Genomic DNA, 16,230 nt, shown 5'->3' with positions numbered 1-16,230 from the left:
CTTAGCCCGCTCCGGCCCCTTGGATTCATTATCTAACTAAAGGAGAGAATCTTATGGCAAGACCAAAGATTGCGCTGATCGGTGGTGGACAGATTGGTGGCGTGCTGGCTCAGCTTTGTGCCCTGCGCGAACTGGGTGACGTGGTGTTGTTTGACATCGTTGAAGGCCTGCCCCAGGGCAAATGTCTCGATATAGCCGAAGCCTCTCCGGTTGACGGCTTCGACGTCGAACTCAAAGGGACCAACGACTATAAAGACATCGAAGGCGCCAATGTCGTCATCGTCACCGCCGGTCTGCCCCGCAAGCCGGGTATGAGCCGCGACGATCTGATTGAGGTCAACTCCAAAATCATGCGCCAGGTGTCCGAAGGCATCAAGCAGTACGCTCCTGAGTCCTTTGTCATCGTCATCTCCAATCCGCTGGACGCCATGGTGACTTTGTGCCAGAAAGTTACCGGCTTCCCCTACAATCGCGTCATCGGTCAGGCCGGTGTCCTCGATTCGGCCCGCTTCGCTTCTTTTATTGCCTGGGAACTCGGCGTATCGGTGAAAGACGTCACCGCTATGACGCTCGGCGGGCACGGCGACGATATGGTGCCTTTGGTGCGTTATGCCAGTGTCAACGGCATCCCGGTGATGGAGCTTCTTGAGCGTAAATACAAGGACAAAGCCAAAGCCAAGGAAGTCATGGAAGCCATGGTCAAGCGCACCCGTGGTGCCGGTGGCGAAGTCGTGGCCCTGCTCAAGACCGGCAGCGCTTTCTACAGCCCGGCTTCATCGGCCATGGCCATGGCCGAATCGATTATTCGAGACCAGAAACGGGTTCTGCCTACCTGTGCTTTCCTGCAGGGTGAATTCGGCGTGAATGGCTACTATGTTGGCGTTCCTTGTGTTCTCGGCGCCGAAGGTATCGAACAAATCATCGAATTCGAACTGGATGCCGAAGAGCAGGCGATGATGGACAAGTCGGTAGCGGCTGTAAAAGGCCTTGTCGACAGTCTCCAGCTTTAAGGATATTTGAATATCTTATGCAGTTAAGTAAGGGCAATGGAAACATTGCCCTTCTTTTTCATCCGTTCTGAAGTCTTGACGATGAACAGCCAGATGGCAGAGTTGCGACAGGCTCCACAGCATTTTTTCACAACTCAGGTAATGCGAGATGTCGATTGAAACCGCTAAAATATCAGGCGTATACAGATTGTTCTGGCTTGATTTGGCCGGTTGTGGTAGCATTCCGCCGTTTTCGTAAACCGCTCCGTGGCGGGGATCACAAAAAAGGAGATAAACGGTAATGAGCAGCGCGAAGGGAACCCTGGAGATTATTGAAAGGTACTGCAAGGGATGCAGTATCTGTGTTGAGTTCTGCCCGACTCAGGTCCTTGAAATGGATCTTTTTGTCGTGAAGGATGTCAGACCGGAGGCTTGTATTGCCTGCATGCAGTGCGAATTACGCTGTCCGGATTTCGCCATCAAGGTTCATAAGGTTGCCTAAATCGTAACAGGAGGACGGATAACGTGGCTAAAAAAGTTGCTCTTTTGCAGGGGAACGAAGCCTGCGCCCACGGTGCGCTTTATGCCGGGTGCAATTTCTTCGGTGGTTACCCCATCACGCCCTCGACGGAAGTTGCCGAAGTTCTGGCCAACGAACTTCCCAAAGTCGGTGGTAAATTTATTCAGATGGAAGATGAAATCGCCGCCATGGCGTCGGTGATCGGTGCCGCTCTGACGGGCGCCAAGGCTTTGACGGCGACGTCCGGGCCCGGTGTCTCCCTCAAGCAGGAGCTGATCGGTTATGCCTGCATTGCCGAAACGCCTTGTGTCATTATCAATGTCATGCGTGGTGGCCCCTCCACCGGCATGCCGACCGGTCCCGGTCAATCGGATGTGATGCAGGCACGCTGGGGCACACATGGCGATCACGCTGCAATTGCCCTGGTTCCCGCGTCCTGCCAGGAAATTTATACAGAAACTGTGCGAGCCTTCAATCTGGCCGAAAAATACCGCATGCCGGTGCAGGTTCTTTACGATGAAATCGTCGGGCACATGCGTGAGCGCGTCGAGTTTCCCGAACCGGGCGAACTTGAAGTTATCAACCGTGAAGTACCGAGCGTTTCACCCGAGGAATACAAACCCTATGATGCCACCAAGGGCGCCGTTCCTCCCCTGGCGTCCTTCGGTTCCGGCTATAAATTCCATGTCACCGGCCTGAACAAGGCTGCTGACGGTTTCCCCACGACCAAGGCCGAACTGGTTGACGCAGAGGAACGCCGTCAGATCGACAAGGTCATGGATGCCGTCGATGATATCGAGCTGAACGAAGAATACCTGACCGAAGATGCTGAAGTGGTTATTTGGGCATATGGTTCCACTTCACGCTCCGCGCGATATGCGGTAAACGAATTGCGCGAAGCTGGAATCAAGGCTGGTCTGTTCCGTCCGCTCACTCTTTGGCCCTTCCCGGAAAAGCGCACCGCCGCTCTGGCGCAGCAAGCCAAAGCGATCGTCGTGGCCGAGATGAATCTCGGGCAAATGATTTATGAAGTTGAGCGCGTGGCCAAAGGGGCCTGCACGGTGGTCGGCGAGTTCCGCGTCGATGGCGAACCCATCAATCCCGGCCAGATCATGGATAAGGTCAAGGAGGTTCTTTAAATGGCTTACGATTACGAAAAATCGATCCGCCCCGGGAAACTGCCCCACATTTGGTGTCCCGGTTGCGGTCACGGCATTGTCATGAAGGGCCTGATCCGGGCCATGGACACCTGCAACCTCGACCGTAAGAATACCGCCGTGGTCTCCGGCATCGGTTGCGCAAGCCGTCTGCCCGGCTACCTCGACGCCTGTACTCTGCATACGGCTCATGGTCGCGCGGCTGCTTTTGCCACCGGCGTCAAGATGGCCAAGCCGGAGATGAACGTCCTGTGCGTCGGCGGCGACGGCGACGGCACCGCTATCGGCGGCAACCACTTCATCCATGCCTGCCGGCGCAACATCGACATGACCTATGTCATCATGAACAATTACATCTACGGCATGACGGGCGGGCAGTTCTCGCCCTGTACGCCCACTGGCCATAAGGCCTCGACCACGCCTTACGGCAACCCGGATCCCATCTTTGACATCAGCAAGCTTGCCATCGGCTCCGGTGCGACCTTTGTCGCTCGGACCACCGCTTTTCACGCTACGCAAATCGACAAGCTGATTGTCGAAGGCATCAAGCACAAAGGCATGGCCGTCATTGAGGTTCTTGACGACTGCCCCACCACTTACGGGCGCCGCAACAAGTTCCGTTCGGTTGTGGACATGATGAAGCGGCTCAAGGACATTGCGGTTCCGGTTCAGGCCGCCGCCAAAATGACCGCCGAGCAGCTTGAGGGCAAGACCCTCACCGGTGTTCTCTACAAAGAGGATAAACCGGAATATTGCGAAATGTACCAGAAGGTTATCGAGCGCGCGCAAGGTGCGGCGTCCTGATCATCCCTTAAGGAGAATTGAAACCATGGCACAACGTTATGAAATTCGGTTTTCCGGTGCCGGTGGACAGGGTCTGATCACCGCCGGTATCATTCTCGCGGAAGCCGCCAGCATCATCGAAGGCAAGCATGCCACTCAGTCACAGAGCTATGGTCCTGAAGCTCGTGGTGGCGCCTCCAAATCCGAGGTTATTGTTTCCGACGGACCAATCGATTACCCGAAAGCGACCGTGGTTGACGCCTGTCTGGCTATGACGCAGGAAGCTGCTGATAAGTATGCCAACGGGATCAAGCCTGGAGGCCTGCTGCTGATCGATTCGGATTTTGTTCGCAATGAGCCCAAGGGCGACTTTAAAATCGTCAGAATGCCGATTATGCGCACCGCCAAAGAGGACATCGGTCGTGAAATCGTCGCTAACGTCGTCGCTCTCGGCGCGATGATCGCACTGACTGACGTCGTGTCGCGCGAAGCCGGGGAGAAGGCTGTTCTCTCTCGTGTCCCCGAAGCTTTCATCGAGCTGAATAAAAAGGCTTACAGCCTTGGTTTTGAGAAGGTTAAGGCGCTGATTAACTGATTTCGGCTAAAATGTTGATGTTTTTTCCGGCCCGACAGGCGTACGCTCTCCTGTCGGGCCTCTTTTTTGCCGCGCGCTGTGCGCTGGATCGGAAAACAATGAGAAAATCCGGCGGCGACAAAACTCAAGAGCATTGTTAATTCAAACATGCGCGACTTCCTCCGGATTTGAGTTGACATGACCGCAATCAATCAGTGGCAACGTCGACGCGTGCCGCGTCCTGCGGTGCAGGCTGGACAGCTACATTTATATCTTTGACGATGGGTGCGACAGAATGTGTCAGATTGGGCTGTTCTCGCTCTCGGGGATTGGCGTCGGCGCCGGATTCGTTTAGTTGCTTTCCCGCCGTCCCGTGGAAAGATATCTTTGCCAGATATGGAGCGGGTTTGAGTCGTTGACAAAACCCTGTTCAATCGTATACAGTATGCACCACTCCGGCACCGGGCTGATTCCTTTCCTCGTGCAATTTGCATCTTTAACAGGGACTGCCCGGAGCTTGACGGGATGCCCTTCGACACACCTGGGCAGACCGACCAGGCTTCAGCTGATGTCAATTTTCCTAGGAGGAAAGCAATGATCGATGCTTATCTGAAACACGAAGCGGAAAGAAACGCCCAAGGTATTCCGGCTCTGCCCCTGAGTCCTGAACAAACGGCCGAGCTTTGCGGATTGCTGGAAAATCCCCCTGCCGGCAAGGACGATTTCCTGCTCGATCTGTTTAAAAACCGTATTTCTCCCGGTGTTGACCCCGCCGCAGAGGTCAAGGCTGAGTTTCTCGACAAGATCCTCAAGGGTAAAGCATCCTCGCCCCTGATCTCCAAAGTTGAAGCGGTGCAAATTCTCGGCACCATGATGGGCGGCTACAACGTTCAGCCTCTGGTCGATGCTCTCAAGGATTCAGCGTTGGCCGACGAGGCCGCCAAAGCTCTCTCCGGCATTACGCTGGTCTATGACGCCTTTGACGATGTCGCAGCCATGAGCAAAAGTAATGCGGCCGCCAAAAAAGTCGTCGAGTCCTGGGCGAACGCTGAATGGTTCGCCAAAAAGCCGGGAGTTCCCGAAACCATCAAAGTCAAAGTGTTCAAGGTTGACGGTGAAATCAACACCGATGATTTTTCTCCGGCCGGCGATGCCTGGAGTCGTCCCGACATTCCGCTGCATGCACTCGCCATGGGTAAAAGCCGCTTCCCCGGAGGGATTGAAACCATCGCCAAGTTCCGCGAGGAAGGGCATCAGGTGGCTTTCATTGGCGATGTGGTTGGAACCGGCTCCTCCCGCAAGTCGGCCTGTAATAGCGTTTTATGGCACATCGGGAAAGAAATCCCCTGCGTGCCGAACAAGAAGACCGGCGGCATTATTATTGGCGAGGTTATCGCGCCGATTTTCTTCAACACCGCGGAAGATTCCGGTGCGCTGCCGCTGATGATGGACGTCTCCAGGATGAACACCGGAGATGTCATCACCATCAACACCCAAAAAGGTGAGGTTACAGACGAGAAGGGCGAAGTGATTACGACCTTTCAGATCAAGCCCAATACTCTCGCTGACGAGTACCGCGCCGGTGGCCGCATTCCTCTGATCATCGGACGCGCTCTGACCAACAAGGCACGTCAGGCCCTGGGCATGGGGGAAAGTGAAGTCTTTGCCAAACCGATCAATCCGACGCCGAAAGCCGATCAGGGATATTCCCTGGCGCAAAAGATGGTCGGCAAGGCCTGCGGATTGCCCGGAGTGCTGCCCGGCACCGCCTGTGAGCCGACAATGACGACGGTTGGTTCCCAGGACACCACCGGTCCCATGACCGCCGATGAACTCAAGGAACTGGCTTGTCTCAGATTCCAGTCGCCCATGTTCATGCAGTCTTTCTGTCATACGGCGGCTTACCCCAAGCCGGCCGACGTCAAGATGCACAAGACGCTGCCCGATTTTATCGCTGAGCGCGCAGGCGTGGCCCTGCGTCCCGGCGATGGTGTCATCCACAGTTGGCTCAATCGTCTGCTGGTGCCCGACACCGTCGGGACCGGGGGCGATTCCCATACCCGCTTTCCCATCGGCATTTCCTTTCCCGCCGGGTCGGGCCTGGTCGCCTTTGCCGGTGCCATGGGCTTTATGCCCCTGGATATGCCCGAATCGGTGCTGGTGCGCTTCAAAGGCAAGCTCAATGAAGGCATCACTCTGCGCGACGTGGTCAACGCCATTCCCTACTGGGCCATCAAGCAGGGGCTGCTCACGGTACCCAAGAAAAACAAAAAGAACATCTTCAACGGCCGTATTCTCGAAATGGAAGGACTGCCCGAGCTGTCCGTCGAGCAGGCTTTCGAGTTGACGGATGCCGCTGCCGAGCGCTCCGCTGCCGCCGGCTGCATTCAGCTCTCCGAGGATTCGGTGGCGACTTACCTGCGCTCCAACGTGGCCCTCATGGAGAAGATGATTGAAGAGGGCTATCGGGATCCCGAAACCCTGCGCAAGCGCATTGACGCCGTCAACGAGTGGCTGAAGGCCCCCAAGCTGCTCAGAGCCGATAAAAATGCCGAATACACCGAGGTTATCGAGATTGACCTGGCCGAAATCACCGAGCCGATCCTTGCCTGCCCCAACGACCCGGACGACGTCAAGCTGCTCTCAGAGGTTGCCGGCACCCCGATTCATGACGTATTTCTCGGCTCGTGCATGACCAATATCGGGCACTTCCGTGCCGCCGGAGAAATCTGGCGGGGTCAGAAATTCAACCCCGAGGTGCGTACCTGGCTGTGTCCGCCGACCCGAATGGATCAGGAAAAGCTCAAGGAAGAAGCCTACTTTGCGATTTACAGCGCCATCGGCGCACGTATGGAAATCGCCGGGTGCTCGCTGTGCATGGGCAACCAGGCACGCGTACCCGACGGGGTGAATATGTTCTCGACCTCGACGCGTAACTTCGACGATCGCATCGGCAACGGTGCCAAGGTCTATCTGGGCTCCGCCGAGCTTGGCGCGGTCATCACCAACATGGGCAAGATTCCGACCCCGGCCGAATATCTGGCTGTTTATAAGGAAAAAGTTCTGCCTAAATCCGATCAGATCTACCAGTATCTTCAGTTCGATGAGTTGGAAGGCTACGCGAAATCCGCCTGATCGAATAGTTCTGTAGATTTTCTGCACCGCAGCGCCCCTGCCGAATGCTTTTCGGCAGGGGCTTTTTTCTTGACCTCTTTAGAATTACCAATAAACTCAAGAATGTCGGTTTCTGTAAATCGCCTGTAACTATTCAGCTGCACCGTTCATCAGTGCCGCCGACCCTGCGGTGCGTGCTCAACAGTTACAATCGCTTTTTTGCTTGGAGAATGTCTCGATGCCTGCTGAAAATGTTTTCTTTCTGCCGGTCAAGGATTTCTGCCAAAGAAATGTGGTGACCTGCTCTCCCGATCAGCGACTCGTGGAGGCCGCGGAGATCATGCGGGAGAAAAACATTTCCAGCGTCGTGGTGTGCGACGGGAGTGCTCCCATCGGCATTCTGACCGATCGCGATTTGCGCAACAAAGTCATTGCGCGCGGCCTGGATCCTCAATCGTTGATTGTGCACTCCATCATGAATGCCCCGCTCATTGTGGTGAGGGAGGAGGACTTTCTATTCGAGGCGCTTTACCGAATGACCCACCACAACATCCACCGTGTCGGGGTCGTCGATCGCACTGGAAAGCTCACGGGCATTATCACCAATTCTGATATTCTCAGGCTGCAAAGCCGATCGCCACAACAGGTCATGCGCGACATTGAACACGCGCAGGATGTGGATGAGCTTAAAAAGCTTCATCGCCAGGTGCAGGAGTTGGTGGTGCATCTGCTGGGCACCGGGGTTGCGACGCGCGACCTGGTGCGAACCATCGCCCATCTCAATGATCGCCTTCTGATCCGGCTCATCGCACTGACCCGGGAGCAGAGCTTTCCAGATCTGACGGATCGTTTTGCCTTCCTGGTGTTGGGCAGCGAAGGGCGGGGTGAGCAGACTCTGACGACCGATCAGGACAATGCCATCGTTTATGCCGACGATTTGCCGCCGGCGGATATTGCGCGCCTTGAAAAGTTCAGCCAGATTTTGATTGATAACCTCATCTCTATCGGGGTGCCGCCCTGCCCAGGTGGCATCATGGCCAAAAACGAGGCCTGGCGGCGCAGCCTCCAATCATGGACAAAGGTTCTGGATCGCTGGATGGGTAGCGCAACGCCGGAGAACATTCTCAACGGCAGTATGTTTTTCGACTTGCGCACACTCCACGGCGATGAAAGTTTCGAGCGCGCCCTCAAAGAGCAGGTCGCTGAAAATCTCCAGCGCAACGACGGGTTTCTGGCCCGCACTGCGGCCAATGTGCAGAGATTCAAGCCACCCCTGGGCTTGTTCGGACGCATCAAGGTGGAAACCGAGGGTGATTATATCGGCATGCTCGACGTGAAGAAAGCTGGGATTTTTGCTATCACCGAAGGGATCAAGGTACTGGCGTTGGAAGCAGGCATCTTTACTGGTGGAACCCGTGAACGCATGCATGCCTTGCAGGACGCCAAGGTACTCGGGCGCAAGCTGGTCGCAGACCTTGAGGCCAGCTTCGACTTTCTGGTCTCTCTGAGGTTGCGTGGGCAGGTGAGCGCACTGAAGGCAGGACGCGACCCGATCAACTACATTGCCCTGACGCAACTCAACCGTATGGAGACCGGCCGCCTGCGCTTGGCGCTGCAGGAGGTCAAGGCATTTCAGGAAATTCTCGGAACGCATTTTCAGACAACTTTATTTCGTTGAACATCGGCCGGTTGCGCGCCCAAATCAACACTGGCTGTAACTTATCAGCTGCGACATCCGACAGTGCCGCAGGGCGCGGCGGCAAGTGTCTGAGCCGCAGGCGAGTTTTTTCCGCACGCGATGCCGCCGCACCCTGCGGCGCCTGCTGAACAGTGACCATTGACTTACTTTTCTGGGAGGAACCAACCCATGAGCAACACCAATCCCCTTGTCCAGATGGAAACTTCTCGGGGCGAAATCATTCTTGAACTCGATGCCGAAAAGGCGCCCTTGAGCGTTGCCAATTTTCTCGCTTACGCTCGTGCCGGACATTATGATGGGACGATTTTTCACCGCGTAATCAAAGGCTTCATGATCCAGGGTGGCGGGTTGACCCTTGATATGCAGGAAAAACCCACCGCAGCACCCATTAAAAACGAAGCGCGCAACAAATTGAAGAACAAGACCGGCACCATCGCCATGGCCCGCACCGAAGAGATCGACAGCGCGACCGCGCAGTTTTTCATCAACACCGAGGACAATAAATTTCTTAACAACACGGGAACCAGCGCTGCGGATTTCGGCTATGCGGTGTTCGGGCAGGTCGTCGACGGCATGGATGTGGTCTATACCATCGAGCAACAACCGACCACGAGTGTGGCGGGACATGAGGATGCACCGGTTGAGCCGGTGGTGATAAGCAAGGTAACAGTTATTGATTGATTTATTGTAACTATGCAGCGGCAACATCCGACAGTACCGCAGGGTGCGGCGGTTGAGTGCTGCGGCAAATGTTTGAGCCGCAGGTGAGTTTTTGCCGCACGCGATGCCGCCGTACNCCGCAGGGTGCGGCGGTTGAGTGCTGCGGCAAATGTTTGAGCCGCAGGTGAGTTTTTGCCGCACGCGATGCCGCCGTACCCTGCGGTGCATGCTGAAAAGTTACGATTTATTGTTTATATCAGTCCCGATAGCGTTTGGTTAAATCATCATAGTCGTCGATGCGCCGGTCCCGCAGAAACTGCCAGATACGTCGCACCGCTTCGCTGCGTGCCAGATCAATGTCCGTGACCAGAACTTCTTCTTCTTCGGTTCCGGCGCGGGCGATCCATTCCCCCTGAGGGCCGGCGACAAAACTGCTGCCCCAGAACATCGCGCCGGGAGACTGGCCGCTGGGATCGGGTTCGAGGCCTACGCGGTTGACGCTGAGCACCGGCAGGCCGTTGGCCACCGCATGAGAGCGCTGAATCGTCAACCAGGCGTCACGCTGACGCTGCTGCTCATCCTTCTGGTCGCGCGGGTCCCAGCCGATGGCGGTGGGGTAGATAAGCAAATCGGCTCCCGCCATGGCCATGAGGCGCGCCCCTTCGGGATACCACTGATCCCAGCACACCAGCACGCCGAGACGGCCGAGGGAGGTGTCGATGGGAGTGAAGCCGAGATCGCCGGGAGTGAAGTAGAATTTTTCGTAATAGCCGGGATCGTCGGGAATGTGCATTTTGCGGTAGCGCCCGGCGATGGAGCCGTCGCGCTCAAGCACCACGGCGGTGTTATGATAGAGGCCGGGCGCGCGTCGCTCGAACAGCGAGGTCACGATAACCAGTCCGAGCTCCCGGGCCAGGGCGCCGAAAAGTTCCGTGGACGGACCGGGAATGGTTTCCGCCTGATCGAAGCAGTCAGTATCTTCCGTCTGGCAGAAATACAGCCCGGTGTGCAACTCCTGTAAAACCACCAGTTGCGCACCGCGTCCAGCCGCCTCGCGGATGCCGGCGACGCTTTTTTGGATATTGCTCTCAGGGTCCGCGTTGCAGCTTTGCTGAACCAGACCGACAGTCAGCTTCTTCATGCCAGAACTCCCTTGGGAAGCTGCATGGTGACGCAATGCAGCGAGCCGTGTTGCCGGATCAGTGCCGAACAGTCAATACCGATGATAGCACGCTCGGCAAATGCTTTGCCCACCATGGACAGCGCTTCTGTGTCCCGCACATCGCCATAGGTAGGCACCAGAACCGCACCATTGATCACCAGGAAGTTGGCGTAGGTCGCAGGCAGACGCCGGCCGTCCTCCTCTTCGAAATGCGGCGCCGGCCAGGGCAGGGGCAGCAGCCGGTAAGCCTGCCCCGTGGGGGTGCGGAGATTCTCCAGTTCCAAGCGCATGGCGCGCAGAGCTTCATAATGCTCGTCCTCTTTATCGTCACAGGCGACATAGAGAATGGTGTCTTCAGGAGCCAGCCGCGCCAGGGTGTCGATATGCGAATCCGTATCATCTCCTGCGAGATAGCCGCTCTCCAACCAGAGAAAATGTTTTGCGCCCAGGTGCACGGCCAGTTCGGCTTCAAGGGCCGCGCGGTCGAGGTGGGGATTGCGGTTGGGATTGAGCAGGCATTCGCTGGTGGTCAGCAGGGTGCCGCGGCCGTCGCTTTCAAGGCTGCCTCCCTCCAGGATCAAACCTGGGGTGCGCAGCGGGATTGATCCGAAAATCCCCTGTCGGACCAGGCCGCGCGTCACCTGATTATCATAATTCGCGGCAAATTTGAGTCCCCAGCCGTTAAAGCCGAAGTCAAGCAGACAAGGCTTGCCCTGGTCCTCCACCGTGATCGGTCCGAAATCCCGCGCCCAGGTGTCATTGGTCGGCAGCTCCGCCAAGCGAAAACGACTGAGATCGGCGTTTGCGGCGGCCAGTTCCCTGCGCACCGGCTCCAGATTCGGAGCGACAATGACAACGGATTCGAAGCGACTGATCTGACAGGCAATTTCGGTGAACACCGGCACCACTTGGTCCAGCAGCGGTGCCCAGTCACTGGCCGCGTGCGGCCAGGCCAGCAACACGCCATCCTGCTCTTCCCACTCGGCGGGCAGGCGAAGGTTCATAGCATAACTCCTTGCGCGCATGATGATGAATGCCGTGCATGCTAATGCAAAGATGCGGGTACGGCAACTGAATTTGGCCGTTCATAAAAGCCCGCTTCCGGATAAAAATCAGTTCAGCATGCGCAGGTTGGTCGTGATCAGCAGGGCGATGCCGACGAGTGTCGCCGCTGCCGCAGGAGCCAGAATCAGCAGTTTGCCGCGGCGCGATAAGCTGATGGGCCGCCAGCCGCGCCGCAGAGGAAATTCGCCGAAGCGAAAACGCATTTCACAGATGGTAATGAGGACGCTCAGCCAGCAGGCGCCCAAAGTCAAGCCGCCGAGAACATCGCTGAGCCAGTGCGCGCCCAGATAGATACGGCTGAATGCAACCAGCAGAGCGAAAAAACTCGCCCAGAAGACCAGATAAAAACGGATTTCCCACAGGCGTACGCTGCCGAGAAGAAAATAAACAATCAAACCGTAGAAAGCCACGGCGCTGAAAGCATGACTGCTGGGGAAACTGGAGAAAACTGTATCGACATGGAGAAAATAGGGCAGGGGGCGCCCATGGTCGAAAATAACCTTGATTAACAGAACCAGAACCTGACCTGCGGCAGAGCCGAAAACCAGAATCAGCGCGGAAAAATCCCGATTGTTGAGGATCAGCCAGAGCAGGGCCAGAGCGGCGACCATGAGCATGATCGATACATCGCCCAATTGACTGACGGCAGCAAAGAACAGATTGCTGAAGGGGTGATGGAGTTCCGGCATCAATTCATAAAAGAGTTGGTCGCCACGCACGAGGGGTGTCTGGCGCACCAGAAGCCGGTTGATCCAGAAAAAGCCCAGGGCAAAGATGAGGCTGGCGAGAAAACCGATACTCAGGGAAAAACCGGTGCTTTTGCGTAAGGAAAACCGATCGAGGACAAATTTGTGCAGATGGGGCAGGCGTGCAGCGAACCACAGGGACTGTCTGGACGCAGCCAATTGCTCCAATGTCCCCTGAGACCGAACCCACAGGCGCAAGACCAGCCTTTGCAGCAAAGGAAATACATAGCGCCAGAAAAGGTAGTTGAGGACCAGCAGGATGGCGAAAACCAGAATCAGCAGGCTTAAACGGCCCGTCCAGATTTGCACCTGTTGCCAACTGGCGCCGAAAAAAAAGCCGAGGCCTGGATAGGCGATACCCCAGAGAATGGCGCTGCTGACCGTGTAGACCATGAACGAAGCGAACGGCATCCGGGCGCTGCCCGCGATCAGGGGAATGAAAGGGCGAAGAAAACCGATAAAGCGGCCGAAGAACACGCTTTTCCCGCCATGGGCGTCAAAGAAGCGCCGTGCGTGATCCAGGATCTGTCTGCGCCGAAGAAGGATGTGGGTCTGAAAGAGACGCGGTCCAAAGCGAGCGCCCAACAGATAGCTCAGGCAGTCACCAAGAATTGTGCCCAGGGCCGCCACCGTCATAAGCATCCAGATATCGCCCTTGCCGTGAGCCGCGAGAAATCCCGCCAGAACGATGACCACGCTCCCGGGAATAAAAATACCCACCAGCGCCAGGGATTCAAGAAATGTGAACAGCCCCAGGCAGAAATAGTAAAGCCCGCCCGAGGGCAGAAAGCTCGCGACGGTTTCAAGCCAAGGTTCCATGGCGCAATCACTTCAGCAAGAGCCCACACAGCGCGCGACGATGCCCCTGTCTTCAGCGCAGGGTTTCAAAGGATGTCACCATCTCCTTGAACTGGGGGCGATAACGATCGAAATCTTCCGATAAAGCAGAGTAAACCAGGACATGGCTTATGAGCGGCTCGCCCACCAGAATGATATAATAGCGGCGCTGCGCCGTGGCGCCAAGCAGCGTCGGCGCTCGCAGCTTGTTGATTCTTTCCTCGCCGTGTTTTTCGATGGTCAGGTCGGGTAATTCCGCAAGGATTGATTTGATTGCGACCTCGCGTTCCATCCCACGATGCAGGCTTGCAACCGCCATGCGCGCTGCCGCTTCTGTGCTGCGTTGCTCCGGGCTTTCCCATCCGACCACATCGGCGCTTGGCACAAAGGGTTGATCAGGATCGACAAACCGTGCCCAGTTGCCGGGAAATTCGACAACGAAGTTGCGCGGCGCGTCGATATAGAGTTTCGTGGGCAAGGTTTCTCCACTCCAGGGCGTTTTTGCGCCGCACCCCGCCAGGAAGAAAATCGCCTGCAGGGCCGCAAAAAAAAGCAGGAAACGGCGAAATGAAGTAAAAGCACCGGACATAGTTCCTCCGCAGGTAAAAAAATCCTGGGAAAACCTTATCGCATTTAGTCTGGTTGCGCAGGAGAAAAGAAAAAATAGGCATGAGGATTAAGCTGCAAAGCCCCATTGCGCAGCCGTTGAGTGCTTTGAGCCGCAGGCGAGTTTCTGCGGCAAACGATGCCGCGGCGGCCTGCGGTGCATGCTGAACAGCTACAAATCGACAAGAACTCTTGACAGTTTTAAAAATGTTGGTATATTGAATACCAAGTAAGTAAGCAATTAAAAGACAAGAAAAGCAATACAGAACAAGTTCCAAGTAGTACCCGAACCTCCCTCTCCTTTCTCGGCCCGGTGCCCTCCTCACCGGGCCATTTTTTTTGGGGCCCCGTTGACACAAAAAAAGGACGGTCCAGTGACCGTCCCTGTATGACATGAGTTCCCCAGATTTTTAAAGATTGATGCTGAACTGGGCTTTCCCCGAACTGCGATAGATCTGGGTGATCTTCCCTTCGTGAGGCCGAAGCAGATTTCCCCCTGGGCGCTCGATCATGAAATCAAGTTTCTTTGCGCCAACCCGCATCGTTCTGACCCGCACCGCCTGGCTGCGAGGATCGCAGTAGGCCTCAAAGATTTCCACCCAACTTCCGACCCGCAGCTCCTCCGCGCCTTCCTGTGGAACCTCGTACGTTCTCATCATAACCTCCCCCAGCCAACGGCAGGAATGCCGTATACGTAATGGATTGATTTTAAACGAAGCGGTAAAAAATGCAATAAATATCCTGGCGCTCACGGACCCAGGAGTATGAAAGGGGGGCCTGCAAAAATTAGGGATGCGATGCGCCGGATGAAGACGCGGAGAATTCGAATTTTCTCAGACACAGGATCAGGGTCGCGCACAAGGCCAGGCCGAGGATGGCAAAGGCGGTATTAAGGCCGAAGCGATCGGCGGCTAAGCCGGCGGCGGGTCCAGTGCAGATGAAACAGAAGCGAAAGGCAAAGGATTTTAAGGACATGATGCTGGCCCGATTGGACGACTGGCTCTGGCCTTGAATATGCGCCTTGAGCAGCGGCCCTTGGAGGCCACGCATGGTGGTGAGAAGGTAATAGAAAAGAAAACTCCACAGGGCATGAGTGAATGCCAGCCCGAAGTATCCGCAGGCAACCAGGCCAAACATCAGAAAAGCCATGGAGCGGTTTCCGAGGCGCATGGAAAATCGGTAGCTGAGCCACGAAAACAAGGCCACGGTGGCATTGGCGCCGGCCCAGATAGGACCGAACCATGCCAGGGGAACCCCGGTCTCCTGCATGAAAGGCTGGATCATCCAGACCGGATAATAGGAGGCCAGTCCCAGCACCGTTGACAAGGCCACCGTGGCGCGCAGGCGCCGGTTGTCCCGGAAGGTATAGCGTACCGTGGCCAGGGCTTCGGCCAGATGTGAGTGCGTCGTGGGCGCGCGCTCGCGTGGCGGCTCTTTCAGGGTCGTGGTCAGTCCCAGGGCCAGAATCCAGACCACGACCTGAATGATGAAGGGTAGCAAGGGAAAAAGGGCATAGAGCGTTCCCGCGAAAATGGCGCCGGCGGCTTCGCCCGCCTGGGCTAGGCCGATCATGCGCCCTTCATGCTGGCTGTAGCGGTGCTCGCTGCCTTCCTGGCGCAGGCTTTCATAGAGCAGAGCGCTGTCCGCGCCGCTGATAAAAGCAAATGAGGCACCCAACAGAAGTTCGGCGATGAGCACTTCGGCAAAGGAGCCGGCAAACAGGTACCAGCCCCATCCGCAGATTCCGAGAAGCGAGGCCAGATTGAGACTGAAGCGATAACCCAGCCGGTCACTGAGGTAACCCGAGGGAAATTCGAAGAGAAGTGTCGCGAGTGAAAAAAACCCCTGCAGGACAAGGATTTCCGTGAGGCTCAGGCCAATGTGATCCTTCCAGAACAGGGTGATGATCGCCATGGGAAACAGCGTCATCTTGAGAAAGGAAAAAGCTCTGAGTTTGGCGATGTTGGAGGAGAAAGGCAAGGGCGTGCCGGTCGTCAGATGTCAGATCTGCAAGCGTTATTCGCTCCAATAGATGCAGGCGACGGGGCAGTTGTCCATGGCTTCCTCGATTTTTTCCTCGGGGGCGCCGGTGGGGTTGTAAACTGTGGATTTGTGCTCGTGGCCGTGGCCGCCTTCGGGGCCTTCTTCCATGCGAAACACTTGCGGGCAGATCTGGGTGCACACTTCACAACCGATGCAGGCTTGCTGGTCGACGACGGGTACGCGGGGCATGGGCAATCTCCTAGGCTGGGAAGAGTTCGGGCGACACTTTAGCAGCAAAACAAGCAAAATCCAACGACAAATACCGTACAAAAAAC

At 56.3% G+C, this 16,230-nt stretch carries 15 protein-coding genes; 8 read left to right on the top strand and 7 right to left on the bottom strand.

What is annotated here, in order from left to right; genetic code table 11:
- Positions 1 to 53: 53 nt before the first annotated feature.
- The 8 genes from mdh to GFER_RS07570 all read left to right on the top strand — a co-directional run bounded on the left by mdh (position 54) and on the right by GFER_RS07570 (position 9,517).
- A complete protein-coding gene (mdh, locus tag GFER_RS07605) occupies positions 54 to 1,010 on the top strand; it encodes a malate dehydrogenase (RefSeq protein WP_040098076.1) in 957 nt (318 codons plus the stop codon).
- 280 nt (positions 1,011 to 1,290) lie between these two features.
- Positions 1,291 to 1,491 (top strand): 4Fe-4S binding protein, encoded by a 201-nt coding sequence (locus GFER_RS07600; RefSeq protein WP_040098073.1) that lies wholly within the window; start codon positions 1,291 to 1,293, stop codon positions 1,489 to 1,491.
- Between the two features lie 23 nt (positions 1,492 to 1,514).
- The gene (locus GFER_RS07595; protein WP_040098071.1) at positions 1,515 to 2,648 is read left to right on the top strand and encodes a 2-oxoacid:acceptor oxidoreductase subunit alpha; all 1,134 of its coding nucleotides are present in this window, start codon (positions 1,515 to 1,517) and stop codon (positions 2,646 to 2,648) included.
- On the top strand, positions 2,649 to 3,470 hold the full coding sequence (locus tag GFER_RS07590) for a 2-oxoacid:ferredoxin oxidoreductase subunit beta (protein ID WP_040098068.1): 822 nt from the start codon (positions 2,649 to 2,651) through the stop codon (positions 3,468 to 3,470). It abuts the gene before it with no gap.
- Positions 3,471 to 3,495: 25 nt separating this feature from the next.
- Entirely contained in the window at positions 3,496 to 4,044 is a 549-nt protein-coding gene (locus GFER_RS07585; RefSeq protein ID WP_040098066.1) for a 2-oxoacid:acceptor oxidoreductase family protein, read from the top strand.
- A gap of 573 nt (positions 4,045 to 4,617) precedes the next feature.
- Positions 4,618 to 7,158, top strand: a complete 2,541-nt coding sequence (locus GFER_RS07580; RefSeq protein ID WP_040098064.1) for a bifunctional aconitate hydratase 2/2-methylisocitrate dehydratase — start codon at positions 4,618 to 4,620, stop codon at positions 7,156 to 7,158.
- Between the two features lie 217 nt (positions 7,159 to 7,375).
- On the top strand, positions 7,376 to 8,815 hold the full coding sequence (locus tag GFER_RS07575; protein WP_040098062.1) for a putative nucleotidyltransferase substrate binding domain-containing protein: 1,440 nt from the start codon (positions 7,376 to 7,378) through the stop codon (positions 8,813 to 8,815).
- 189 nt (positions 8,816 to 9,004) lie between these two features.
- The gene (locus tag GFER_RS07570) at positions 9,005 to 9,517 is read left to right on the top strand and encodes a peptidylprolyl isomerase (protein ID WP_040098060.1); all 513 of its coding nucleotides are present in this window, start codon (positions 9,005 to 9,007) and stop codon (positions 9,515 to 9,517) included.
- Positions 9,518 to 9,752: 235 nt separating this feature from the next.
- On the opposite strand, the gene GFER_RS07565 is transcribed toward GFER_RS07570, so the two are convergent.
- The 7 genes from GFER_RS07565 to GFER_RS07535 all read right to left on the bottom strand — a co-directional run bounded on the left by GFER_RS07565 (position 9,753) and on the right by GFER_RS07535 (position 16,144).
- Positions 9,753 to 10,637 (bottom strand): carbon-nitrogen hydrolase, encoded by an 885-nt coding sequence (locus tag GFER_RS07565; protein ID WP_040098058.1) that lies wholly within the window; start codon positions 10,635 to 10,637, stop codon positions 9,753 to 9,755.
- Positions 10,634 to 11,662 carry an agmatine deiminase family protein gene (locus GFER_RS07560; RefSeq protein WP_040098056.1) on the bottom strand — a complete coding sequence of 343 codons (1,029 nt, stop codon included), beginning with the start codon at positions 11,660 to 11,662 and terminating at the stop codon, positions 10,634 to 10,636. Before GFER_RS07560 ends, GFER_RS07565 begins: the two co-directional genes overlap by 4 nt.
- Positions 11,663 to 11,770: 108 nt before the next feature.
- Entirely contained in the window at positions 11,771 to 13,288 is a 1,518-nt protein-coding gene (locus tag GFER_RS07555; RefSeq protein WP_040098054.1) for a bifunctional DedA family/phosphatase PAP2 family protein, read from the bottom strand.
- A gap of 52 nt (positions 13,289 to 13,340) precedes the next feature.
- Positions 13,341 to 13,895, bottom strand: coding sequence for a hypothetical protein (locus GFER_RS07550; RefSeq protein ID WP_040098051.1), 555 nt, complete (start codon positions 13,893 to 13,895; stop codon positions 13,341 to 13,343).
- Between the two features lie 427 nt (positions 13,896 to 14,322).
- Positions 14,323 to 14,571 carry a hypothetical protein gene (locus tag GFER_RS07545; protein ID WP_139171966.1) on the bottom strand — a complete coding sequence of 83 codons (249 nt, stop codon included), beginning with the start codon at positions 14,569 to 14,571 and terminating at the stop codon, positions 14,323 to 14,325.
- 127 nt (positions 14,572 to 14,698) lie between these two features.
- Entirely contained in the window at positions 14,699 to 15,892 is a 1,194-nt protein-coding gene (locus GFER_RS07540; RefSeq protein ID WP_074669463.1) for an MFS transporter, read from the bottom strand.
- Positions 15,893 to 15,928: 36 nt separating this feature from the next.
- Positions 15,929 to 16,144: a ferredoxin gene (locus tag GFER_RS07535; RefSeq protein ID WP_040098046.1), complete on the bottom strand. Its 216-nt coding sequence runs from the start codon at positions 16,142 to 16,144 to the stop codon at positions 15,929 to 15,931.
- Positions 16,145 to 16,230 lie beyond the last annotated feature (86 nt).

The organism is Geoalkalibacter ferrihydriticus DSM 17813, from assembly GCF_000820505.1.
Classification (GTDB): domain Bacteria; phylum Desulfobacterota; class Desulfuromonadia; order Desulfuromonadales; family Geoalkalibacteraceae; genus Geoalkalibacter; species Geoalkalibacter ferrihydriticus.
This window is presented reverse-complemented; position numbering and strand designations above follow the sequence as displayed.